The following is a 22,606-nucleotide window of genomic DNA, read 5'->3' as shown; positions in this document are numbered from 1 at the left end:
CGCCCCGTCGCCCTCGACTGCATGACTCCGTTCGCCCAACCGGCGATCTCCATAGGCAGTTGACGGAACTCTGATACATCGACGACTCCCTCCTCGGCCGGCCGTCTCCGCGCACATCCGGTCCACGTCAGCCCCCACGACGGGAACTCTCAGAACCGCGCCCCCACGGCCGCCATACCGCCGGCCTTCCACGAGCGGGATGCGAGGTGTGCGCCACCGGCGTGCAGTGACCCGCAGTCCGTCCGATTCCGGATCGCCCATGCGGGGCACCGGGCTACGGTCCGTCGACGCGGCGACCGCACGGCCGCCCCACACGTGATGACGGCCCACGAGATCGACGCCGAGCCGTCGCGTATCCGCCATCGGCCCGCGTCGTCGCCGCGGACCTGCGGCGCACCGAACCGCGCGCCATACGCAAGGAAGCCGGCCGCGTGGCCCAAGCCATCGGCGTGGCCTCCGTCAGCCGACCTGGGACACGCAGGGACAGGGGAACGACTGCCCCTCTGTCTCGTGTCCGTTGCCCCTACGGTGACACCTCCAGCCGGTACGTCGAGCACAGGCACTCCGACGCGCCCTCCACACCTGGCCGGTCGGCTCACCAGTCCCCCGCCGAGACGTCAGGCGCGCGCCTTACGGGCCGACATCCATGCGTAGACCAGGACACCCGCGAAGAGGAACAGCACGCCCTGGTAGACGGCTGCGTAGCCGGAGCCCGCCAGGAGCCACATGGAGAAGCCGAAGGCGGCCAGCGCGAGCACGGCGTCACGGGCGAGGCGAGCCGGGCGAACCCTGTCGCGCTGTCCCGAGACGAGGAAGTACAGCTGGGCCGCCGTCGCCAGGAGGTACGGGACGGTCGCGGTGAAGGTCGTCACCAGCACCAGGATCTCGAACACACCGGCCGTCCCGGCCATGTAGTTGTAGACAGTCAGCGACGAGGCGAGGACGACCGTGACGATCACACCGAAGGTGGGCACACCCCGCCGCTTCACCGCGAAGCGTGCCGGGAACAGCCCGTCGCGGGCGGCGGCGTACCCGGTCTGGGCGCTGAGCAGCGTCCAGCCGTTGAGCGCGCCCACGATCGACACCAGCGCCGCGCAGGCGACCGCCGCGCCGCCCCATGTGCCGCCGAACATGGCGTTGACGGCGTCGGTGAAGGGGGCGCTGGAGGTGAGCAGCTTGTCGTGCGCAACGGTACCGAAGACGGCGAGGGTACCCAGCAGGTACACCAGCGCCGCACCGAGAGTGCCGAGGACGGTCGCCCTTCCGACGTTGCGCCGCGGATTGCGCACCTCGCCCGCACTGACCGCCGCCGACTCGACGCCGAGATAGCTGAAGAGCAGGATCGCGGCGGACGCGGAGACCGCGCCGAGAGCGCCACCTTCCGTGGCCTGGAAAGGACCGAGGTTGTCCGGGTCGAAGAAGAACAGTCCACCGATCGCGACCAGCAGCAAAGGCACGAACTTCAGCACGGTGGAGACGAGCTGCACCGCGCCGACGTAACGGGTCCCCGCGAGGTTGGCGAGAGCCGGCAACCACTGCACGACGAGTGCGGCGGTCATCATCAGCCACGGCGAGTCATGCAGGGGCAGCAGCACGTCCAGGTAGCCCACGGCGGTGACGGCGAGCGCCGCGTTGCTCACCCAGGAGGTGATCCAGTACGACCAGGCGGCCAGGAAGCCCGCGAAATCGCCGAAGGCCTCGCGCACGTAGACGTACGGCCCGCCGGTGCGCGGGTCGCGCTGCGCGAGACGCCCGAACACGAGAGCGAGCGCGATGGCGCCGACGGTGAGCACGCCGAAGGCGACGAGGCTGATGGTGCCGTACGGGGCGACGGACACGGGGAGCAGGAAGATGCCGCCGCCGATGATGTTGCCCATGACCAGTGCGGTGGCAACCGGAAGCCCGAAGCGCCGGGCGTGCCGGCTGCCCCCTTCCCGCTCCGGGGACGGAAGGCGTCCCGTCCGGGCGGAGTCGGGGCCTTGGGTCGGGGCCGGAGCCGATTGCGAGACGGTTCCGGTGTCGTGCATGGGGATCGTGCGCCTTTCATCGTGCTGGGTACCGTCGCCTGCCCCGCGAGGCAGTGCCACGACCCCCGGTCCGTGCAGCGGCGGCCCAGCGTGCGGGCGCACGCCTGCTACGGGAACCGCCGGGGGAAGCTTCCATGCTCGGTTATCGGACACCGCACAACAAATCACCGGTGAATGTTCACCGAGGTACTGGCCGTGACCGAAAATCGGACGGAACTGAGCCCACGCGACCGCGCATCCTTCTCCATGGGCTCAGAGGCTCCAGCGCCCACTGCGGCCGTCGATCACCCTCCTGACGGGCCTGGAAGGCCCTGCGCCGACGACGAGTTCGTCCCGCGAGACGAGGAATCGGACAGCGGCTTCCTCGGCTTCTGGATGCGGCAGGGACGTGCTCGTGACCGCCGCCGGAATGAACCGCCCCAAGGAGCTGCGATCGGCGCGCATGCTGATCGAGCGCCGTATTCCCGTAGCCGCCGAGGCGCTGGCGTCACCTGCCACCGACCTGCGTCCCCTGAGCAAGGCGCCTGCAGCGTGCCAGCCCCTGGGGACGGCCGGCGCAGCCGACTCTCGGACTCCGGCGGTGACTCCGGACGTGCCACCCCAGCAGAACCATTTCAAGACTCCGTGTCGAGAGCTCGGTGTCAGGCGCCTTCACGGTTGAGGTCTCAGAGCAGGGCGACGGCGGCGTGCGTAGCAGGGTGGGGGGCATGCCGGCGCCAGATGAGGTGGGCAGGAACGGGTCCGGCGTCGCGCAGGGGCCGGTAGACGATGCCGTCACGTCGGTACTGGGTGGCGGTGGCCTGTGGAGTGACGCCGACGCAGCGGCCGGTGGCGATGGCATGGTGACCAGGCAGCGCGGGTGCCGCAGCTCAAGCTCCGCATGACCATCCATGCGCCAAGTGTATAGATGGTGTGTCCAATGCATTTTGCGTATGCATCGTCGTGGCGGATGGTCGTGTCATGGCAACCGATGCTCGTACGGAAATGACAGCCGGGACCGCACCGCCGACGGCCCCGCCCCGACTGTCCGGGATCGCCCTGATGCTGGGCAGCGGTCTGTCCAATCAGGTCGGAGCGTCGGTGGCCGCCCTCGCCTTCCCGGTCCTCGGACCGGTAGGCGTCGTGGCGGTGCGCCAGTGGGTGGCCGCCGCAGTGCTGCTGGGCGCGGGCCGGCCGAAGCTGCGGTCATTCACCACCGCACAATGGCGGCCTGTGCTGGGCCTGGCGGCGGTGTTCGCCGCCATGAACCTCACGCTGTACATGGCGATCGACCGGATCGGTCTCGGTCTCGCGGTCACCCTGGAGTTCCTCGGCCCGCTCACCGTGGCCCTGGCCCGCTCCCGCCGCCGCACCGATCTGGTCTGCGCCCTCGCCGTCGCCGCGGCCGTGGTGGTCCTCACGCGCCCCCGGCCGAGCACCGACTACCTCGGCATCGGTCTGGCCCTGCTCGCCGCCGTCTGCTGGGGCTGTTACATCCTGCTCAACCGCACCGTGGGCGAGCGCCTGCCAGGTCTGCAGGGATCGGCCGCGGCCGCGGCCGTCTCCGGCCTGCTCTACCTGCCCGTAGGCGTCGCGGTCCTGTGGCTCCACCGCCCCACGGCCCCCGCTCTGCTGTGCGCGCTGGCCGCCGGAGTGCTGTCCTCCGCCGTGCCGTTCCTGGCTGACCTGCTCGCGCTGCGCCGGATCCCGGCCCACTTTTTCGGGATCTTCATGAGCGTCAACCCGGTGTTCGCCGCCCTGGTCGGCCTGCTCGTGCTGGGCCAGCACATCGGGATGGCAGCGTGGCTGGCCATCGCCGTGATCGTATCCGCCAACGCCCTCGCCGTGGGCACAGTCGCTCAGCACCTCAAGGAGAAGACGGCCCCATAAAGGTACTCACCGATCACACCCACCCGGAGCCCGCCTCGTTCAACGCCGCCCTCAAGGGCACACCATCCGATGACCGGCCGTGGCTTCGACGGGCTCCGCCGACAGGGAAGGGGGCCCGGAGGATGGAGTAGCTGTAGGTGCGGGCCTTGTCGTCGAAGGACTCGAGACGCTCGACGATGACGCCGCCGTCCTCGTTGGCGAGGGTGCGGACGCGTCCGCCCTCGCTGAGTTCGCTGGTGGGGATGTAGGGCAGCCAGTCGGGAAGGGAGTCGAAGCCGCCGATGAGCTGCCAGATGCGGTCGGGCGATACAGGAATGTCGATGGATGCGGTGGTTGTGGCCACGGAATCTCCTGGGGAACTGAGTCAGGGGGAACGGTTTAGGCGGCGGGTGCGGGCGCGGAGTCGTCGATCAGCTTCTTCGCCATCAGCGACGACGAGGCCATCGCCCTGTTCCACGGCATCTACACCGAGGGCCTCGCCGCACTGCACCGGACACTCACCGTTGAAGCCGACGGTTGGGCGTCATGAAGGTCTCCTCCTTCAGTACCTCCATGCAGCGGTTGCACCCATCCGTGAGCATCGATCCAGTACTTGAACGCCGGGCGCCGATACCCCGAAGCGGGGGCCTCGGTGCACTCGTTCACAGGGAGCCGCGGGACGGTTCACGGTCGGGCTCTACACCCTCAGTCCGAGGGTGCCGAGCCGACCGGTGAACGAGACTGTCCGCGGCTGCGGCGACCGCCTGAGTCCGGGCCGCGCGGCAGCGACCCAGTACCGCCTACTCGCTGCCGGCCGCCCAACCCTCGGAAAGTGCCGCGCGCAAGCGTTCGCCCGTTGCGGCAGCCTCCTCGTCCGTGAAGGGCAGCACGCCATTCTCGGCCATCAAAGCGTGAAACTGCTGTTGCCGGTACGGGGTTCCCACAGGGAGGCCGGCGATATGCCAATGAAGATGTGAATTCCCCTGCTGACTTCCAAGGGACAGCAGGTACGTACGTTCGGGTTTCATCACCGCCTCCACCGCCAAGGCCACCTTCCGGACCACCGACATCAGCCGCAGGTAAGCAAACTCGTTCAGATCGCGAACAGCGTGCTCGATGTGAGCCTTTGGGGCCACGAGCACCTTCCCCGGCACTGTCGGATACCGGTCAAGGAAGGCGACGTGCTGGTCGTCCTCATACACCGTGACATGCGCAGAACCAGGGACACCCGCCACGAACTCGCACACAAAGCACGGGCCGCCGCGCACCCTGGCCTCGTAGGCTTCAAGGTCATGGGATTGCTGCTCCGGTGACACACTCTCTCCTCTCTGCCGATCCGCTGAAACGGCAAAGTGCGAATCGCCAAACGCGGGGTCCGTGCCTCGGTAGACGCGGTCCCGCACGAGGGCCGACAGGCCGGCACCCGGGCAGAGCCCGAGCACCCGCCAGTCGACATACTCCGGCTACAGGGCCACACCGCCGGTCATCAGGTCGAGGGAGGCCGGGCCGTGCGAGTTGCCCTCATCGCCACTATCGAACCAGACACGGGAATCCATCGGATCCGCTCCCTCGAGAAATGCCTGCTCACGACAGAGCACGTCCTTCCGCCCCGAAAAGCCGGCAGCTGAACGCTGCGCCTTCGATCAGCGGCAGCGACCTGCCGTTTCCGATCGACCAAAACGACTGTCAGCCCGCACCTGTCCAGTGTTCCGCCGCCGAGTGGATCCGTCAGTCGCAAGAGCCCGCACCCTGTGGTGACCACGGTCGACGAACAGCATCTCCAAGGCCCCGTGCCTTCAGGTCGAGTTCACCCAGATCGACTACATCGAAGTTGTTTTGCGACCTCTGCCCCGAGTGGCGGGCTACCTGACATCCTTGTGCCAGCATGCCGTTGCCGCGAAGGAGTTCATGCTGATGAAGACGGAGCCCTTGAAGGACTGGTCGGAGCACAACCGTGAGCAGCACTTCCACGAAGTGATGCGCGGCGGGTGGGCACGCTTGCGGCCCCATGCCCTGACGTTTCTCCTGACGGGCCTGGTAACGGAAGAGACCCCGCTCGCCAGGAAGGACATGACTCGGTTTGTATGCAGCTCGTCAAACCCGGACGGGGATCTGAGCCTCTCCTGTTGGGAGGACCCCTCGACTTGGGACGAGGACGAGCAGGCCGAGGTGCGCCGGCAGATGGCCGACGCGGCCCGATATGCCGCGTATTACGGACTGCCTCCACTCCAAACCAACGACGACGTGATCACGCTCTTGGTAGCGGCCGACGTCATCCACGAGATCCCCGACAGGGACGGTGTGCTGCGCCTGCATCCTGCGCACCCGTTGCCCGCGCCCGCCGATGTCTTCCCGCTGGCCGAGGAGGAAGCCGCTATCCAGCGCCAGTTGCGCTTCGAAGCCGCCTACGAAGACGCCTCCTACAAGATCATCGACTTGTTCCATCCCGATGGGGACCGGCAATCAGAGCTCACTACCAGCCTTGAACGGCTTGCCCGCGCCATCGACGGGGACCCTCACGACGCCCGCCAGGCCGTCCAGCTGCTTCTGAACGAAGGCGACTTCACCGCCAGTCTCGACATCACGGACCTGCCTCCGCACAAGGTGTTCCGCTTGTGGTGCGACTGGACCCAGTTCGACGCCACTCGCATCGGTATCCACAAAATGACTGACGAAGGGCAGATGGAAGTCACCCTCCCGACCGATTTCCCGGGCCCAGAGGGCGAGCCCGCACCCCGAAAGTAGCGCGCCACCAGGTCACGATGCGCGTGGTCCGGGCCGGGACGCACATTCCCGGACGATACGGCTGGCGCGGCATGCCCCGGGTATGCGAGGGACGACCGATGAACATGTGGGCGGCCTGCCGGTCCAGCCCGCCCCGGGGGTGCGCGAAGGATGACCGTGAGGTCTCGCGCGCCCCGGTCCTGGACTTGACCGGGTGCAGCTGCCCAGGTGTTGATCCGTTCCGGCCCCGCGTGCCCACGGCGCGGGCATGCATGGGTGGGTGCAGCTTTCACATCGACCGGTGGCGGATCTGGAACCGCGGTGGTCATGAACTGCTGCCATCGCTGATGATCAGTCTCAGGCCTTTCGGCCATCGGCCGCATCGCCTTGGCCGACCATCCATGAGGCTGGTTCATCCGCCCTCGCACCCACAGCGAACCACGGGAATCACAACCCGGCCAGACACCTGACAAAGCCCTGGTTCTGTCCTGCGGATCAGGCCGCAGACTCATCAGATGAGCTGATCCCTCAGCTTCCCAGCACTGCTTGCATCACGCGCTTCGCGATCGGTCCGCCCAGCCGTCCGCCCGAGATGTCCGAGCGGGAGATGTCCATGTCCGTCGGGTCGATGAAAACCGCAACCGCCACCGACGCACCGTCGGCCTTCTTGCCGTACGAGACGAACCAGCCGTACGGCACCTCTTCATTCACATCCACACCGCGCTGCGCCGTACCGGTCTTGCCACCGACCGTGACGCCGTCGATCAGGGCCCGTTGGGCGCTGCCCTCCTTGGCGGTGAACTCCATCATTTCCTGGACCTTCTTCGCCGTCTCCTCAGAGACGGCCTGGCTCTTGAGTTTCGGTTCGTGCTTCTCCAGGGTCGACACGTCGGGGCCGCGCAGCTCTTCGACGATGTACGGCTGCATCAGCTTGCCGTCGTTGGCGAGAGCAGCGGTCACCATGGCCATCTGCATCGGGGTGCTGGTGAGACTGCCCTGGCCCATGCCTGTCAGCGCGGTCCCCGGCTTGTCCAGTTGGCTCGGGTAGAGGCTTTTGGTGGCGAGCATGTCGCCGAACTCGTCGGAGTAGACGTCGGCGTTGAAGCCGAACTTCTCCGCTGTCTCTCGCATCTTGTCCGCGCCGACCTTGGAGGCCGCGTCGAGGAAGACGTTGTTGCAGGAGTACTGCATGGCGGTCTTCATGGACGCCTTGTTGCAGACCGCGTCGCCGGCTTCACTGCTGATCTTGTTCGAGGAGAGTGGCAGAGGGTACGGGGAAACGGCGCCGGACGCCGCGTCGACGTCGGTGACCACACCGTTCTCCAGGGCGGCGGCCGCCGTGAGGATCTTGAACGTCGAGCCGGGCGGGAAGGTCTCGCGCAGCGGGCGGTTGGCCAGGGGCTTGCTCTTGTCGTCGACGAGGTCCTGGAACCTGTCGCCCTCCTTGAACGAATTCCCGGCGAAGACGGACGGGTCGTAGGAAGGGGTGGAGACCAGCGCGAGTACCTTTCCCGTGCGCGGGTCGAGGGCGACGACCGCGCCGCGGGCACCGAGGTCGGTCAGACCCTTGTAGCCCGCCTTCTGCGCCTTCGGGTCGATCGTGGTGATCACGTCGCCGCCGCGGCGCTGCTCGCCGGTGAGAATGTCTTTGGCGTGCCGGAAGGCGAACCGGTCGTCCTGGCCGCTGAGCACGCTGTCGTACGTCTTCTCCAGCAGGGACATGCCCTGCGCCTGTGAGGCGTACCCGGTTACCGGAGCGTACATCGCGCCCTGTTTGAAGGTCCGCTGGTACTTGAAGTCCGTGCCGGAGACCGCCTTCGAACCGGTGATCGGGTCACCCCCCACGATGATGTCACCGCGCGGGGTGGCGAACTGAGTGATCTTCACCCGGCGATTGTGCTCGTCAGTGGCAAGAGCATCGCTCTGGAAATACTGGAGCCAGTTCGCCCGGAGCAACAAAGCCAGCACCAGCAGTCCACAGAAGACGGCTATATGCCGCAACGGCCTGTTCATCGTTCTCCCGCTTCCCGAACCATTCGATCTTCAACAATGGAGATGCACCTGCAGACCGCATGGTTGCACCGAGGCACCTTCGCTGCTCCTGCCCGTGGACCGAACTATTGGGGGTTCTCCGGGCGGAAACCCTGTTCGTCGAGGTGACGGTGATTCTGGCCGGCCGAGGGCGTCCATAGCGATGAGCGAGAAGTGACCGTGACCGGGTCGAGGGGCGGTCTTCCCAGACGGATCCGACAGGCGTTCGGGCAGGTCATCGCAGAGGACAGCCGCATCTACCGTTTCGATCTCCTCTACCACCGGGGCAGGCCGGCGGGGCACGCCAGGTGGACGTGCCGGCGGCCGTCGCCCGGCGGCTGACCGCGGACTTGACCCGGCTGCGGCCGGAACTGGGCCCGCTCGCCGGGGCGTCTGCGGCACCGCTTGCCGGGCCGTCGGGGTGTCTGCGGCGCCGGTCGCCGCCGACGGCGGATCCGCTGCGCGGGCTTCCACCCCGCCGAGATCATGCGCCGGCCAGCAGCACCTCCAGCGCCATAGCCGTATCCGGATGGCGACCGGCCAGTGCCGCGCCTGTGAGGCCGGGGTCCACCGTCTCCCACGTCCCGTCACAGCCCAGCAGGCTCGCCACCGCGTCGCACGCCGCGGGGTGGGCAGCGAGCAGCGTACAACCGCGGCTGCCGTCCGCGCGCCGCGCCGTATGCACGGCTTCCGGCTGTGCCCGCCACGGCGGTACCCACTCGTCCAGCGCTGCGAGCCGGCCGGGGAAGATCCGCCCGGCCTCACGGATCAGCAGCGGGGCCAGCTCGGCACCGCCCGATCGCAGGGTGGTGATCAGGGCCGGCAGCCAAGGCAGGAGTACCGGGTCCGGCAGCCGTCCGAACGCGTTCGAGACTGCCTCCACGACAAAGTCGGTGAGGCCCGGGACGGGCTCCAGGGCGTGTACGAAGCCGCTGAGGTAGCGCGGATAGGCGGGTACCACCAAGGGATTGCCGAGCAGTTCGTCGCACCTGGCCCGAAGGTCCGCGCGGGAGAGGTGCCCGAGCTGCACCTGAGCCGCCCACAGCAGCGCTGTCTTCGGCGGGTCCTGCGGATGCGACTGGGCGAGCGCCAGCTCGAGTTGGGTCCGGTCGCAGCCCAGCGACAGCGCCAGACTCTCCATGCTGAACAGGAAGCCCAGCATCGCCGCCACTTGGCGAACGGTGGCGTCGTCGTCGGTGAACGCAGTCGGCAGCAGGGTGCAGTAGTGCGCGTATCCGGTCTTGACGAAGGACTCGATCCACGGCGGCAGCACCGGCTCGCTGGTGCGGTAGTACGCCAGCAACCGTCTTACCCGGCGCAGCACTTCCGGTGCGCCGTCCACGCTGCGTTCGGCCGACAGTACCTCCAGGGCGCGTGTGCCCAGCTCGTCGGCGAGGCGGCGGCTGCGCAGGTACAGCGTCGCGTCCTCGACGGCTTCCAGGACGGTCGCCGCGGTGGCCTGCGGGCCGTACACCGCACGGCGCAGTCGCTGCTCCAGGACCTGCTCGATGCTGACGCCCTCGTAGCCGAGTTCGATGAGCGCACGCTGGTGAGTGCCCAGCGCCAGGTCCCACGACTCCTGGATCGGCCGCTCCCCGAGTCTCCGCTCGCCCATGATCGGCCGAGCCGCGCCCTGCGGCATCAGGAAGCGCAGCGTCCACAGAACGTCGGAGCAGCGCTCCAGTTCCGGCTGGGAGGCGATGTCCAGCAGCGCCCGTTGCACGCCGCGCTGCTGGAGCTTCAGGTTCAAGGGCGTGAGCCGGTCGTGCACGTCGCGGGCCAGGGGTGGCAGCGCGTCGTAGCCGACCTGGCCGACCCGGTCGCCGCCCATCATGATCTCCACGAGGCGGCGCACGTCGCGCCGGCCGGGCACGGTGTCCTTCTCGATGCAGGTGACGGCCGCATCCTGGAAGTCGTACGGCGTGGGTCTGGCCCGGTCACGCATCCCGGCCAGCAGGATCGACGTCTCGAACACCGCGATGGCGTCGGCGGTGGAAGCGAGGTAGCCGCCTCGGCGCGCGGCGCGCACGATCTCCACCGACCAGCCGAGCAGTTCGGTCTCGTCCAGTCGGTCCAGGACGGGCGGTCGCTGCAGGAAGCCGGTCAGCTTGTCCGAGGGCTGAACCGCCGGTACGGGAGCCGCCGCGGCCGCGGTCTTCTTGGCCTTCGTTTTCTTCGCACCCGCCTGACCTGCCAGGCGGTACGGCTCCACGCGCGTGCGCCTGACGTTCTTCGCCCAGACCGTCGCGGCGATCGACACCGAGCCGGCGGCGAGGCCGAACTGCGCCTCGATCGCCGCGTGGCTGGACGGAATCAGGCCATGCTGCCACTTGGTGTCACTGCGCGGGCTGATCTCGAAGGTGTCGGTGCCGTGGACGCCGAACTCTCCGACGCGACTGGCCGCGTGGAAGGCGCCGCAGATGTAGAGGCAGTCCGCAGGATCGGTGCCGGTCGCGGCCAGGTGCTCGCGCATCCTGGTCCACATATAGCGCTCCCGGTCCTCGTCCACGCGCACCCGGTGGGGGTCGCCGGGTGCGAGGCGCCGGAAGAGGCTGCCGATCAGGAGCATGACCTGGCGGTAGGTGTCGTGGTCGCTGTCGCCGAGCGGCAATTCGACGTACTGGTGCCACCACTCCGACCAGTGCCGCACCCTGCCGTGGTGGAGCAGGTGTTCCTCCAGTTCGGCGAAGCGCGGCCGCAGGTCGCCGAGCTCCACGCCGACCGCGTCGCCGTGCAGCGCGGCCTCCTCCTGGGCGGGCGGTGCGTCCGGATCGGCTGGGTCGTCCGTGTGAGTTTCGCGCGCGTCCCACTGAAAGACGTGGTCCGAGGAACGGTCGACGAGGACCAGTTCTACGCCCGGCGTGTCCAGTGCGTAGGCGATCGCCTGGTATTCGGCCGAAGCCTCGGTGATCGGTGCGACCACCGAGAGCGGGGACCACTCGGCCGGGAAGCCGTCGACCTCGGCCGCGAACGCCTGGAGGGCCACCGGCAGCTTGCAGTTGCGCAGTTCGGTCAGGAGTGACGCCATGTCCTCGCACAGCTCCAGGTACACGACCTTCGGTTGCTTCTCCCGCAGACGGCGTGCCATCGCAACCGCCGAGGCGGGCGAGTGGTGGCAGACGGGGAAGATCTCCAGTGGCTCACGCACCGCGCGATCGACGTCGTCGACGATTCCGAGGAGGATGCCCTGCAGGGCGTCGGGCCCGTCGGCGAACGTCGCGGCGGCCTCCTGCAGCTGCGCGCGCAGTGCTTCGAAGGGCCCCTCGTGCGTGCTGCTCATGACAGGGTGGCGATCGCGTCGCGGCCGCCCTCCAGGAACTCCGGCCAGGATCCGCCCTCTTCCTTGCTGCGCGGCTCGACGACGCCGTGCAGGTACTTGTTGAGGATGGCGAGGTCCTCGGGCTCGCGCCGGGCCAGTGACCCGACGAGCGAGGAAGCCAGCGTACGGGCGGTCAGGGCGCGCTCGCCGAAAAAGTTGCTGTGCAGGATCGCGTCCTCGAGCACGCCGATCTGTTCGGCGGAGGAGAGAGCGGACTCCAGCTTCTCGTCGTCGCTGCCGGCCGCGGCCGCCGAGGCGCGCAGGTCGGCGAAGCTCTGCAACAGCACGTCGAGCAGCGTCGGCGGCACGTCCAGCTCGATCTGGTGGCGACGCAACAGCTCCTCGGTGCGGAAGCGGACGATCTCCGCCTCGCTCTTCTTGTTCGTCACCACCGGGATGCGGACGAAGTTGAAGCGGCGCTTGAGTGCCGAGGACAGGTCGTTGACGCCCCGGTCACGGCTGTTGGCGGTGGCGATGACCGAGAAGCCGGGCTTGGCGAACACAATGTTGTCGCTGTCCAGTTCCGGGACCGAGATGTACTTCTCGGACAGGATCGAGATCAGCGCGTCCTGGACGTCGCTGGTGGAGCGGGTGAGTTCTTCGAAACGACCGATCGCGCCGGCCTCCATCGCGGTCATGATCGGCGAGGGAATCATCGACTCCCGCGACTGGCCCTTGGCGATGACCATGGACACGTTCCAGGAGTACTTGATGTGGTCCTCGGTGGTACCGGCTGTGCCCTGCACGACCAGCGTGGAATTGCGGGAGATCGCGGCGGACAGCAGCTCGGCCAGCCAGCTCTTGCCGGTGCCGGGGTCGCCGATGAGCAGAAGCCCGCGGTCGGAGGCCAACGTGACGATGGAGCGCTCGACAAAACTGCGGTCGCCGTACCACTTCTGCGGGATTTCCCGGTCCAGGCCGTCGGAGCGCTCGGAACCCAGGATGAACAGGCGGACCATCTTCGGGGACAGACGCCAGGAGAAGGGCTTGGGGTTGTCGTCGATGGACTCCAGCCAGTCCAGTTCCTCGGCGTACTTGATCTCGGCAGGAGCGCGCAACAGATCGGACATAACAGGGCCTTTCTAAGCGAGAAACGTCTTGAGTTCGTGGACGAGCTTGCGAATGTGGCCGGAGAGCACCGGCGTACCGAGGGCCTTGAAGCGTTCACGGAACCAGGGGTTGACCTCCTGGCGGCCGGAGCTGGTGACCGAACCGACGGGGATGAACTTCACTCCGGAGCGGTGGACGGCCTCGATGCCCTCGAACAGCGGCTGGGAACGGTCGAACTCGTAGAAGTCGGAGATCCACACCATCACGGTGTCTTTGGGGTCGGTGATCTTCGGACGGGCCATGGCCATCGCGACGGGACCGTCGTTGCCGCCGCCGAGGTTGGTGCGTAGCAGGGCCTCGAACGGGTCGTTCACCCAGGGCGTCAGGTCGATGGCACGCGTGTCGTACGCGATCAGGTGGACGTCCACCTTCGGCAGCCCGGCGAAGATCGACGCCAGGATGGTGCAGTTCACCATCGAGTCGACCATCGAGCCCGACTGGTCCACGACAACGATCAGCCGCTGGGGCGTCGTCTTGCGGGCGGTGTGCCGGTAGTAGAGGCGGTCGACGTAAAGTCGCTCCTCCTTCGGGCTCCAGTTGGTGAGGTTCTTCCAGATCGTGCGGTCGAGGTCGAGGTTGCGGAACACCCGCTTGGGCGGGACGGAGCGGTCCAGGGCACCTGCCGTGGCTTTTTCCACCTGGGTGCGCAGCACCTCGGCGACCTCGTCGACGAAACGGCGGATCAGGGCCTTGGCGTTGGCCAGGGCCACACCCGAGAGGTTGTTCTTGTCCCGCAGCAGCTGTTCGATCAGTGACATGCTCGGGGTCAGCTGCGCGGCGAGCTTGGGATTGGCCAGCACCTCGCGCAGGCGCATCCGCTTGACGAGGTCGGCCTCGATGGCGCCGAGTTCCGGGCCTATCGCAGGAATCAGCCGGCCGAGATCGGGCGTCGCGCCCAGGCCACCGGTGCCGGTCGGGCCGACGCCCGGTCCTGCGACGCCTCCCCCGGCCCCACCGCCGGTGCGGCCGCCACGCAGCTCGCCGGGCTTGCAGCCCAGCGCACGCTCCAGCCAGCCGGCGTCGGACTGCCAGCGCGCCAACTGCCCGGCGGTGACCATGCCGGAGCCGGAGGCGAAGACGTTGAGCAGCACCTTCGAGACCAGCGCCGCGCGTCGCACTTCGGCGGCCCGGTCGCACGCACCGTCGTCGTCGGGCTCGGGCGCCATCAGACCGTCGAACTCGGCAGCCAGCTCCGGGTGACGCTGGACGATCGAGTCGACGGATGCCTGCGGGTCCAGCAGCGCGGACGGCAGACCGATGTCATCGACGACGGCGAGGCTCGCCGATTCCAGCGAGGCCTGCTCCTCGTGGTCGAAGAGGCGGGCGAGGAGGCGCCAGTACAGGACCTGACGGCGGTTGTCGTGGGGGTCCGCCTCCGGATTCTGTGAGGTCGCGTGCTCGGCCGGTTGTTGGGTCGTGTGCTCCGTCATTTCCGCAGCAGCCTCCCCGCGCGCTCCCGCAGCACGGCCACGGCGTCGGTGGCGGCCTTCTCGGCCTTGACGCCGGCCTTGTCGGTCGTGCCCCCGGCCCATCCCCCGGCGTGGATCGCGACAGCCTTCTTCCGCACGGTCGTCTCGACGGCCAGAGGCTGGACGCGATACGTTCCGGCGTCCCAGCGGAGCAGCCCTATGCACGCACCGGACGCCGCGACTGCGTCGGGTGTGAGCGGTCCGGCGGTCGGAATGCGGTCGGTGTCGACAGCGAGAGGGTGTCCGGCGACAGTGAACGTCAGTGTGTCGTCGTCCTTCTGGGTGGCGTAGCCCTCCAGGAACACGGGTACGGCGATGCGTGCCGGGTGTCGGTCCAGGGGTGCGGTCGCCGCGTCGGTGGCAGGGGGCAGGGCAACGCGGGCAGTGGCGAAAGCGTCGGCGGGCTCGCTCGGGCGTGCGTGCTCGTCGCTCCAGACCAGGTCGCCCTCGGCGGTGACCGGCATGCCGACGAGGTCCATTGAGCGGCCCTCGCTGACGGCCGCCAGCAGCGACATGTGGGGGCGGAGCAGCTGCCAGACGCCGGCTCCGACGACCGTGTCGGGCTTCGGCACCGACACGCCGGCACGCACCAGGCGGGGCGCGGCGCCGTCCGCGGGCTCGAACACCGCGTGGACCTGGGCCTGTGCGGCGGTCGCGTGTTCCTGCAGGTCGACGCCGAGGGGCAACAGGCGGCCGGTGGCCGTACCGGTCATGGGCACGTCGGCCGCACCGGGCAGCGTCAGCAGCATCGCACGCGACCACAGGTCTGCCCAGCGGCATGCCGGGATCCTTTCCAGGGCCGCCCCCGGGCAGCATGCGGCGAGTTCGGCGGAGAAGCCGTCGAGGAGCGTCGCCAGGCGGCGCAGTGCCGGGTCCGGAAGCATCGTGGAGACGACTTGCGCCGCCCCGGAGACCATGTCGTGGTCGATGCCCTGCCACCCGGAGCGCGCCAGATCCGACAGCCAGGAGCGTGCGGCGGCGAGCAGGTTCGCCGTTTGCTGCCCGCCGGGCGCCGGGACGGTCTCCTCGCTGCCGGGCCGACCGGTCGCCTCCTCGACGCGGGTCATCAGTGCGTCGTGGACGGAGCCGAGCAGTGCAGTACGGGCAGCGGCGAGGGCGACGAAGTGGTCTTCGTTCGCGACTCCGTCCGCCGCCTTCTCGGCCGCCTCGGCGACCCTGGCGGCCAGCGGCGTCCCCTCGACGGCGCGGGCGAGCTCTGTCAGGCCGGCGGCCTGGGCCGGTTGGGGGCGGAGCAGGCCGGCGGCGAGAGCCCGGTCAAAGGCGTCTACGGCTGTCAGGGCTTCGTCGAGCCCGGCGATGGTTTCGCAGAGCAGGTCGGCGCGCATCACGCCACCGCCCTGGTCGGCGGGAACCACTGCATCTCCGGCAATGGTGCGGTGGTCGGGGCGAGTTCCAGGTAGGCCAGGTGACGCAGGAACCTGCTGAAGACCGGCGCGGCGGCCTTGGTGTCCCCCTGCGGTGGACGTGTGTTGCTCATGTCGGCGGCGATGCTCTGCGCGCTCGGCTCCCCGTCCACGAGCTCGACCCTCAGGTAGCGGGCGACGCGCTCGGCGCCGTACTGCAGCACCGCGTCGTTGATCAGGGCCCGGATGTGATTGCAGAACGAGCCCCGCGCGCCGCCGCAGGGCCGGTTGTTGTTGGTGCTGCAAGCGAACGCGTAAGTGCCGGCCGCGACCGACGAGACATAGACCCGCTCAATGTCCGAGCCGCTGGACACCACGCCCTGCAAGCGTCCGTCGGCCAGCTCGACGAACGGAACCTTGGCGAGCTTGCGCGGCCGTGCGGGTGCTATCACCCGTGCCGTGCTCGACCTCTCCCAGTCCGACAACGCACCATCTCCTATGCACCAAGAGGACTTCCGCGCCACAACGGCGGGACACGACTGAACATACTTGCGACCACTGACAACGCCGATCGCGGACGCACAGCCGCGTCACGCACCGTTCCTGGAGCCGGCAGCCCTACCGCTGGGCGTACGGCGGAACTCCGCTCAAAGCCGCATGAGCCCCGCGGTAGTCGGCCGGAATTCGCACTGTGCGTAGTACTCCAGCCGTAAATCGTGATCTTCACGTTCGAGCGGCTTGCCGCCGGTAGTGGCTGGTCTGGGATCGGGCCTGGTGGCAGCGTCGCCAGTCGGACCAGCTGAGCCGGTGGACCGGGTCAAAGGCGGGCCGGATGACGAGCGTGATGAACAGCCGTTGGATCTCGTTGCAGGTGAGCGGTATGAGGGCGTCTGGTGCGGGATCGCGGTCGTGTTCGTTCGCGCGGACGACGGCGAGGAAGGCGTGCGCGAGCATGGCCAGGGTGACCCAGCGGGACCAGGACGGGTAGCGGCGGACCTGGTGCTCGTCCAAGGCCGCCAGGCCCTTGCCGGACTGGAAAAACTCCTCGACCCGCCACCTTGATCCAGCGACGCGCACCAGGGTGGTTAGCGGCACTGCGGCGGCCGGCGAGTAGCAGCGGTAGTACGCGAGTTCGCCGGTGCTGCGGTTGCGGCGGATCAGCAACTGCCGGCTCCCGGGCCGGGGGGCGGTGAGGTCGATGACGGCCCAGTCGTAGAAGCGGTGGCCCTTGGCTCCGCTCCCTGCGGACAGCTTCTGCCAGGCCCTCTTGGGCACCTTCCTGGCCAGCGTGTCCGCGCGGAACTTCCCGGCGCCTGTGGTGACTTCGTGCGAGCAGGCCACCGCGAGGACGTAGCCGGTGCCGCGTTCTTCCAGCGCGGCGCGTAGCGTCGGGTTGCCGCCGTAGACCTCGTCTCCCGCGAGCCAGGCGGCCCGGTGGCCGGCGTCCAGGAATCGGGTGACCATGCGGGCGGCAAGCTGCGGTTTGGTCGCGAATTCGGTCTTGTCACCGAGTCCGGCGGCCCGGCAGCGGTCGGGGTCCGAGGTCCAGGAACGCGGAACGTACAGTTCCCGGTCTACCGCGGCGTGTCCGCGGCGGCCGGCGTAGACGAGATAGACGGCGACCTGCGCGTTCTCGATCCTGCCCGCGGTGCCGGTGTACTGGCGCTGGACACCGACGGTGTCGGTGCCCTTCTTCACGTCGCCGGTCTCGTCGACCACCAGAACCGCCTGGTCGTCCCGCAGATGCTCCACCACGTAGGCCCGCACGTCGTCGCGGACCTGGTCGGCGTCCCACTTGGCCCGCCCGAGCAGGTGCTGCATGCCGTCCGGGGTGCTCTCTCCGGCCCACTCTGCGATGGTCCAGCAGTTTTTGCGCGGCAGGTCCGACAGCAGCCCGAGCACCAACCGCCCGACCCGACGTCGGGGTTCGACCCGTGCGAACCGGCCCGCGATCCGGGCCATCAGGCCCTCGAACGCCTCCTGCCAGCGGGCAGGGTCTACGCTGTGACCTGCGGCCACCGCATGATCTTCAGTCTTCACACACCGATGATCAACGGTGGCCGCACCCGTCTCCACAGCGCGTCAGGGTCGCGCAGCGTCTGCCTGCCGTCATGTGTCTGGAGGACTTGTGCAACGTGGCGAAGTCTGGTGGGTCCAGTTCGACGAGCGGAGGTTGGTCGTACTGCTGTCGGGAGACGACACGTCCGGGATCCGGGTGATGCAGGTCGTCGCTCCGGCGGGCGTCGACATCAGCGGTCTGGGCATCGAAGTGACGGTCGGCGCCGGTGAAGGACTGCCGTTCGAAGGCGTGCTGCGGCTCGCGTTCCCGCGTCCAGGCTTCACCCCGTGCACGTGGCTGACCACTGTGTCCCGGGACGACCTGATAGAGCGGGCGGCCGTCCTGTCCTCCGTGAAGCTCAGCGAGATTGACGACGCCCTCCGACTCGCTGAACAAGCGCAGGAGCGGACCCCGGCCACGACCGCGAAGCTCAGCGAGATAAGGGATGCCCTCCGTCTCGGTGAACTCGGGTAGACGGAGAAGGAGCCGACGCCCGCGACGGCGTGGGCGATCTCGGGCGAGATGATCGACGCTGGCCACCTGCCGCCTCGGCGCCCCTCACCACCGAGATCACGATCTACGGCTGGAGTAGTAGAAGGATTCGAGGTGCGGCTCGTAGTCGACGTGCAACCACACGGCACCACATGTCGTGGCCTCGCGACGGACCAGCCCGGCCCGTAGTACGTTGATGGCTCCCACCGTGTCAGCGTGCGCCAGATGTCCGCAGCCTACGCAGTGGAACTTCTCCTGGGTGGGCCGGTTCTCCTTCGCGGTGAGCCCGCATTCGGGACACCGCCTGGAGGTGTTGCGGGGGTCCACAGCGATCACATCCCGGCCGGCACTCTCAGCCTGGCTCGTCAGAATCGTCAGGAACACCCCCCAACCGGCGTCAGCTACAGAGCGGTTCAGCCCGGCCTGGGCTGCGGCCCCGTTGGGCAGGAACACACCTGCCTGGTCGCGGTCCGGCTTCGGCGCGGGGGTCCCGTCGGCCTGCGCCGCATCGGCTGGCAACCTGGTTGAAGAAGCGCAAGGTCCGTGGCACACAGGCGATGGCCGAGGCAGCCGTCACTGCAGCGCATGCGCAGTACACCGCCGTGGCCGACGAGAGCACGGCCGCGGCGGTGGTCAATACCCTGGCCAGGGCGGTGCTGGCCCTGGACGAAGAGATCGCAGGCATCAACTGGCGCAGACGATCGCCACGTTCTGCGTCCTGACAGCGAGCTCGCTGACGGCCTCCTGCGCCACACGCCGACTCCGCACCCCCACCTGGCCGGGCCGTCCGCGTCGAGGCGCGCAAGGCAACCGGCCCATATACCGGCTCCGCGACGTGGTCGGCAACCGCTGTCCGCCACCGGCGCGTTCGCGGGATATACCTACATCGTCAAGTTCCTGGGCGAAGTGAGCGGGTTCTCCCAGAACACAGTCAGCGCCCTGTTCATGGCTTTCGGTGTCGCTTGTCTGGCCGGAGTGAGCATCCCCGGGGCACTGCTGGACCGCTTCCCGCACGCCACGCCGACCACTGCCATAGCCACCCAGGCGGTGGGCATGCTCGGCCTGTACGTGGCCGGCGCCGATCCTGCGGCAGCGGTGGTGTTCTTGGTGCTGATGGGTGGTGCACTCGGGCCGGTGTTCATGGCCACCCAGAACGAGATGCTGCGTTGCGCACCAGGTCGCACGGATTTCGCACTCGCGGCCAACTCCGGTGCCTACAACGCCGGTATCGCGGCCGGTGCCGCGATCGGGGGACTGGTCCTGCCGCTCGCCGACGTGCGGGGCGCCTTTCTCGTGGGCGGGCTACTGACCGTCGGGGCCTGCGTGGTGCTGCTCGGCGAGTGGCTGCTGCCCGCGGCGAAGGCGGCACGGACTGCAAAGGCCCGTCCGAACATGCGACCCCTGGCAGCGGACAGAGGCCGGAGCCCCTCGACAAGACCGCGAACGCCACACGGTCGAATAGGGCATAAACCACATCAAGCATCACCGGGCGGTGGCGACGAGGCATGACAAGCTCGCGGTGGAGCAGACGCACGGCGAGACCGGCCGGGACCAGTGGGACTGGTCCCGGACACCGGCCCATCGCCACCCGGAGCGCTACTCGATGACGAGCTCGATCGGGATGTTGCCGCGGGTCGCGTTGGAGTAGGGGCAGACCTGGTGAGCCTGCTCAACCAGCTTGCGGCCGGTGGCCTCGTCGACGGTCTCGGGAAGCTCCACCCGCAGCGTGACCGCGAGACCGAAACCCTCACCCTGCTTGCCGATGCCGACCTCACCGGTCACGGCGGCGTCACTGACGTCGATCTTGGCCTGACGGCCGACGAGGCCCAGGGCACTGGCGAAGCAGGCGGCGTAACCGGCGGCGAACAACTGCTCCGGGTTCGTGCCCTGGCCGCTGCCGCCCATCTCCACCGGGATGGCCAGCTGCAGATCCAGCTTGCCGTCGGGGGTGACGGCGCGGCCCTCGCGGCCGTGGGTAGCGGTGGCGACGGCGGTGTAAAGCGCTTCCATGAAAGCGATTCCTCTCGAAAGTCATGCCTCAGCGGCGCTGTCCGGCCGCTTCCGCTCCAGGAAAGCACACAATTAAATTGTGCACAATCTAATGGCGTGCAGGGTTATGCTGGATCCATGACCTCCATGCCCAGCCCGAGCCGCGAGGCCCCGTCCGAGGCCGACTACCTCCGCCTCGACCAGCAGATCTGCTTTTCCTTGAACGCCGCGTCACGCGCCTTCGGCAGCGTCTACCGCGTACTCCTCAAGGACCTCGGGCTCACCTATCCCCAGTACCTGGTGATGCTGGCGCTCTGGGAGCACGGCGAGCTGCCGGTGAAGACGCTGGGAGAGCACCTTCGGCTCGACTCCGGCACGCTGTCACCGCTGCTGAAGCGGTTGGAGGCAGCGGGCCTGGTACGGCGCGAGCGCAGCGCCCAGGACGAGCGGTCGGTACACATCCACCTCACGGACGAGGGCACGGCACTGCGCGAACGGGCGCTGGCCGTGCCGCGCCGGATCGCCGCGGCAACCGGCTTCGGCCTCGACGAGATCAGCAACCTGCGAGCCCGCCTCAACCGACTCACGGCAGCCCTGGACACGGCAGCACTGAAGGAGAACCCGAGCTGCGCCGACGCAGTGTCCGAGAAGTAGCGTCGTTCACCAGGCGTGGGCGGTTCTGCAGAGGATCTTCGCAGGAAGCGTGGTGCAGCGTCCTGGGTGATGGCTCTGTTGCAGGCGAGGCAGCGGACTCGGCGGGGTGCGCGGTGATCGAGATATGCGAGTGCGCCGGCCCTGCCAGTACCGGCGCTCCCGGGTGGAGCGCATTCACCATCCCTACGACGGTGGTGCCGACGTCTTCCTCTCTGTTTCCTGAAGGTCGGCACTGGATCCGCGACCGGCACGCCGACTGGCTCTCCAGCCATCCGTTCGGACTCTGACGACTCCCCGAACGGCCGTCCCCTTGTCCATGCCCCGGGCCCCGGGCCCCGGGCCCCGGGCCCCGGTTCAGACGACCAGCCGACGAAAGCAGCTGAACACCACGGCTTCGCCGACGAAGGCGCGGAAGTGTTCGAGCTCGCCGAAGGGCAATGCCGACGACAACTAGCGGTAACAAGCGGTGCCTTAAAGGAGCAGGTGGAGCAAATGCGCACAGGCGGCCTGTTCGCTCGGGTGGCGGGCGATGACCTCGTACGTACCCCGTTCGTACACACCGGTCTCCCACGCCCCGTCGGACGCCTGTCGCAAGAACAGAAAGTCCGTGGGGGTGGGGACCGGTTCGTGAACGCCCTCGATGCGGTAGTAGCCGTCGGCCACCCCTGCCTCGCTCAGCACCGCGCGCAGTTCCCGGCGTTCCACGCTGAAGCTACGCGGCGGCGGACTTGAGGTAGTCATGCTCCAGCAGCCACTTGACGTTCAGCCGCTGCCCCTGGCCCGGGTCGAGGAAGACCGCGTCGAGCTTGATCTGCTGACCGCCCCCCGGCTGCTCGAACCACGGGGCGATACTGCCCTGCCACACCCAGAAGGGCTTGGCCACCTTGTAGACGCGGTAGTCGCAAGCGACGCCTGCTTCACGGGTGTTGAGGTTCTGCGGTGGCAGCGCGCGCTCTGCGTACGCGTCACCAGCGGGTGCCAGGTAACTGCCGTACTCAGAACCGAAGCGGTCCAGACGCTGGCCCGAGCGGAGCTTGGTCGGTTCCTTGTCGATCTGGCCGTTGACCTGACCGAAGCCGTCGTTGGGCGGGTACTTCCAGCTGCCGGAGTCGGCGGGCCCTTCCCAGTACTTCTTCAGAAAGGTCTGCGGGGACAGGGCTCCGGTACGCTTGTACCCCTTCAGAAGCGGGCCCACCGGGGCCAGTCGGCTGTTCGGAAGCCACCTCGGGCCGAGCCGGGCGTCGCCGCGGAACTCACCTGTGCAGGGATCGTTCCGGGCTACGGATGCAGGCGTCCGGTCCTCCGGCTTCGCTGAGGCGCTCGCGGCAGGGGCCGTGACCAGCCCGGCAGTGATGCCAAGCACGGCAAGTACGTTGCGCATGCGGTTCATTCAGAAGTCCCCTCGGGTGCTGTTGATCAATTACAGTAGCTGACAAAGAGTAGCCTTTCGCTCACTCAGAGCGTTCACCCCGTGCCGTTTTTTGGACACGGAGCAGCGCGGCGTCCCGGCCTGGCTCTGT

At 68.3% G+C, this 22,606-nt stretch carries 19 protein-coding genes and 3 pseudogenes; 7 read left to right on the top strand and 15 right to left on the bottom strand.

The window, feature by feature from the left end; all coding sequences use genetic code 11:
- Positions 1–617 precede the first annotated feature (617 nt).
- Positions 618–2,027 carry an amino acid permease gene (locus OG609_RS39985; protein WP_327277290.1) on the bottom strand — a complete coding sequence of 470 codons (1,410 nt, stop codon included), beginning with the start codon at positions 2,025–2,027 and terminating at the stop codon, positions 618–620.
- A 271-nt stretch (positions 2,028–2,298) separates the two neighbouring features.
- Between OG609_RS39985 and OG609_RS46500 the strand changes: the two genes are divergently transcribed.
- Entirely contained in the window at positions 2,299–2,688 is a 390-nt protein-coding gene (locus tag OG609_RS46500; RefSeq protein ID WP_442818097.1) for an oxidoreductase C-terminal domain-containing protein, read from the top strand.
- Between the two features lie 4 nt (positions 2,689–2,692).
- Here OG609_RS46500 and OG609_RS39980 read toward each other — a convergent pair.
- A pseudogene (locus OG609_RS39980) lies at positions 2,693–2,866 on the bottom strand (LysR family transcriptional regulator); the annotation flags it as partial.
- Between the two features lie 202 nt (positions 2,867–3,068).
- On the opposite strand from OG609_RS39980, the gene OG609_RS39975 reads away from it, so the two are divergent.
- On the top strand, positions 3,069–3,896 hold the full coding sequence (locus OG609_RS39975; RefSeq protein WP_327278345.1) for an EamA family transporter: 828 nt from the start codon (positions 3,069–3,071) through the stop codon (positions 3,894–3,896).
- A 93-nt stretch (positions 3,897–3,989) separates the two neighbouring features.
- Here OG609_RS39975 and OG609_RS39970 read toward each other — a convergent pair.
- Both OG609_RS39970 and OG609_RS39965 read right to left on the bottom strand, forming a co-directional pair.
- Positions 3,990–4,239, bottom strand: a pseudogene (locus OG609_RS39970) (SRPBCC family protein); the annotation flags it as partial.
- Between the two features lie 436 nt (positions 4,240–4,675).
- Positions 4,676–5,191 carry an HIT family protein gene (locus OG609_RS39965; protein ID WP_327277289.1) on the bottom strand — a complete coding sequence of 172 codons (516 nt, stop codon included), beginning with the start codon at positions 5,189–5,191 and terminating at the stop codon, positions 4,676–4,678.
- A 592-nt stretch (positions 5,192–5,783) separates the two neighbouring features.
- On the opposite strand from OG609_RS39965, the gene OG609_RS39960 reads away from it, so the two are divergent.
- On the top strand, positions 5,784–6,620 hold the full coding sequence (locus OG609_RS39960; RefSeq protein WP_327277288.1) for a DUF6042 family protein: 837 nt from the start codon (positions 5,784–5,786) through the stop codon (positions 6,618–6,620).
- A 507-nt stretch (positions 6,621–7,127) separates the two neighbouring features.
- Here OG609_RS39960 and OG609_RS39955 read toward each other — a convergent pair.
- From OG609_RS39955 to OG609_RS39925, 7 genes are all read right to left on the bottom strand, one after another.
- Positions 7,128–8,612, bottom strand: a complete 1,485-nt coding sequence (locus tag OG609_RS39955) for a peptidoglycan D,D-transpeptidase FtsI family protein (protein ID WP_327277287.1) — start codon at positions 8,610–8,612, stop codon at positions 7,128–7,130.
- Between the two features lie 502 nt (positions 8,613–9,114).
- On the bottom strand, positions 9,115–11,910 hold the full coding sequence (locus tag OG609_RS39950) for a hypothetical protein (RefSeq protein ID WP_327277286.1): 2,796 nt from the start codon (positions 11,908–11,910) through the stop codon (positions 9,115–9,117).
- Positions 11,907–13,019 carry an ATP-binding protein gene (locus OG609_RS39945; protein WP_114242725.1) on the bottom strand — a complete coding sequence of 371 codons (1,113 nt, stop codon included), beginning with the start codon at positions 13,017–13,019 and terminating at the stop codon, positions 11,907–11,909. Before OG609_RS39945 ends, OG609_RS39950 begins: the two co-directional genes overlap by 4 nt.
- A 12-nt stretch (positions 13,020–13,031) precedes the next feature.
- The gene (locus OG609_RS39940; RefSeq protein ID WP_327277285.1) at positions 13,032–14,489 is read right to left on the bottom strand and encodes a VWA domain-containing protein; all 1,458 of its coding nucleotides are present in this window, start codon (positions 14,487–14,489) and stop codon (positions 13,032–13,034) included.
- Entirely contained in the window at positions 14,486–15,904 is a 1,419-nt protein-coding gene (locus tag OG609_RS39935) for a hypothetical protein (RefSeq protein WP_327277284.1), read from the bottom strand. Before OG609_RS39935 ends, OG609_RS39940 begins: the two co-directional genes overlap by 4 nt.
- Positions 15,874–16,377 carry a hypothetical protein gene (locus OG609_RS39930; protein WP_327277283.1) on the bottom strand — a complete coding sequence of 168 codons (504 nt, stop codon included), beginning with the start codon at positions 16,375–16,377 and terminating at the stop codon, positions 15,874–15,876. The genes OG609_RS39935 and OG609_RS39930 overlap by 31 nt, the downstream gene beginning before the upstream one ends.
- A 238-nt stretch (positions 16,378–16,615) precedes the next feature.
- Positions 16,616–17,854 carry an IS701 family transposase gene (locus tag OG609_RS39925; RefSeq protein WP_327278344.1) on the bottom strand — a complete coding sequence of 413 codons (1,239 nt, stop codon included), beginning with the start codon at positions 17,852–17,854 and terminating at the stop codon, positions 16,616–16,618.
- A 166-nt stretch (positions 17,855–18,020) separates the two neighbouring features.
- Between OG609_RS39925 and OG609_RS39920 the strand changes: the two genes are divergently transcribed.
- Complete coding sequence (locus OG609_RS39920; RefSeq protein WP_023547126.1) at positions 18,021–18,425, top strand: mRNA interferase PemK; 405 nt, start codon at positions 18,021–18,023, stop codon at positions 18,423–18,425.
- A 189-nt stretch (positions 18,426–18,614) separates the two neighbouring features.
- On the opposite strand, the pseudogene OG609_RS39915 reads toward OG609_RS39920, so the two are convergent.
- Positions 18,615–18,929: pseudogene (locus OG609_RS39915) on the bottom strand (zinc ribbon domain-containing protein); the annotation flags it as partial.
- 38 nt (positions 18,930–18,967) lie between these two features.
- Here OG609_RS39915 and OG609_RS39910 point away from each other — a divergent pair.
- Together OG609_RS39910 and OG609_RS39905 are read left to right on the top strand one after the other, a co-directional pair.
- The gene (locus OG609_RS39910; protein ID WP_327278428.1) at positions 18,968–19,165 is read left to right on the top strand and encodes a hypothetical protein; all 198 of its coding nucleotides are present in this window, start codon (positions 18,968–18,970) and stop codon (positions 19,163–19,165) included.
- A complete protein-coding gene (locus OG609_RS39905; RefSeq protein WP_442818096.1) occupies positions 19,080–19,952 on the top strand; it encodes an MFS transporter in 873 nt (290 codons plus the stop codon). Before OG609_RS39910 ends, OG609_RS39905 begins: the two co-directional genes overlap by 86 nt.
- Before the next feature lie 87 nt (positions 19,953–20,039).
- Here the strand turns inward: OG609_RS39905 and OG609_RS39900 are convergent, their stop codons facing one another.
- Positions 20,040–20,453 carry an organic hydroperoxide resistance protein gene (locus OG609_RS39900; RefSeq protein WP_327277282.1) on the bottom strand — a complete coding sequence of 138 codons (414 nt, stop codon included), beginning with the start codon at positions 20,451–20,453 and terminating at the stop codon, positions 20,040–20,042.
- Between the two features lie 117 nt (positions 20,454–20,570).
- Here OG609_RS39900 and OG609_RS39895 point away from each other — a divergent pair, with 117 nt between their 5' ends.
- A complete protein-coding gene (locus tag OG609_RS39895) occupies positions 20,571–21,086 on the top strand; it encodes a MarR family winged helix-turn-helix transcriptional regulator (RefSeq protein WP_327277281.1) in 516 nt (171 codons plus the stop codon).
- A gap of 471 nt (positions 21,087–21,557) precedes the next feature.
- On the opposite strand, the gene OG609_RS39890 is transcribed toward OG609_RS39895, so the two are convergent.
- Both OG609_RS39890 and OG609_RS39885 read right to left on the bottom strand, forming a co-directional pair.
- A complete protein-coding gene (locus tag OG609_RS39890) occupies positions 21,558–21,791 on the bottom strand; it encodes a hypothetical protein (protein ID WP_327277280.1) in 234 nt (77 codons plus the stop codon).
- A 7-nt stretch (positions 21,792–21,798) separates the two neighbouring features.
- The gene (locus OG609_RS39885) at positions 21,799–22,476 is read right to left on the bottom strand and encodes a TNT domain-containing protein (RefSeq protein WP_327277279.1); all 678 of its coding nucleotides are present in this window, start codon (positions 22,474–22,476) and stop codon (positions 21,799–21,801) included.
- Between the last annotated feature and the right edge of the window lie 130 nt (positions 22,477–22,606).

Source organism: Streptomyces sp. NBC_01224 (assembly GCF_036002945.1).
Taxonomy (GTDB): Bacteria; Actinomycetota; Actinomycetes; order Streptomycetales; family Streptomycetaceae; genus Streptomyces.
This window is presented reverse-complemented; position numbering and strand designations above follow the sequence as displayed.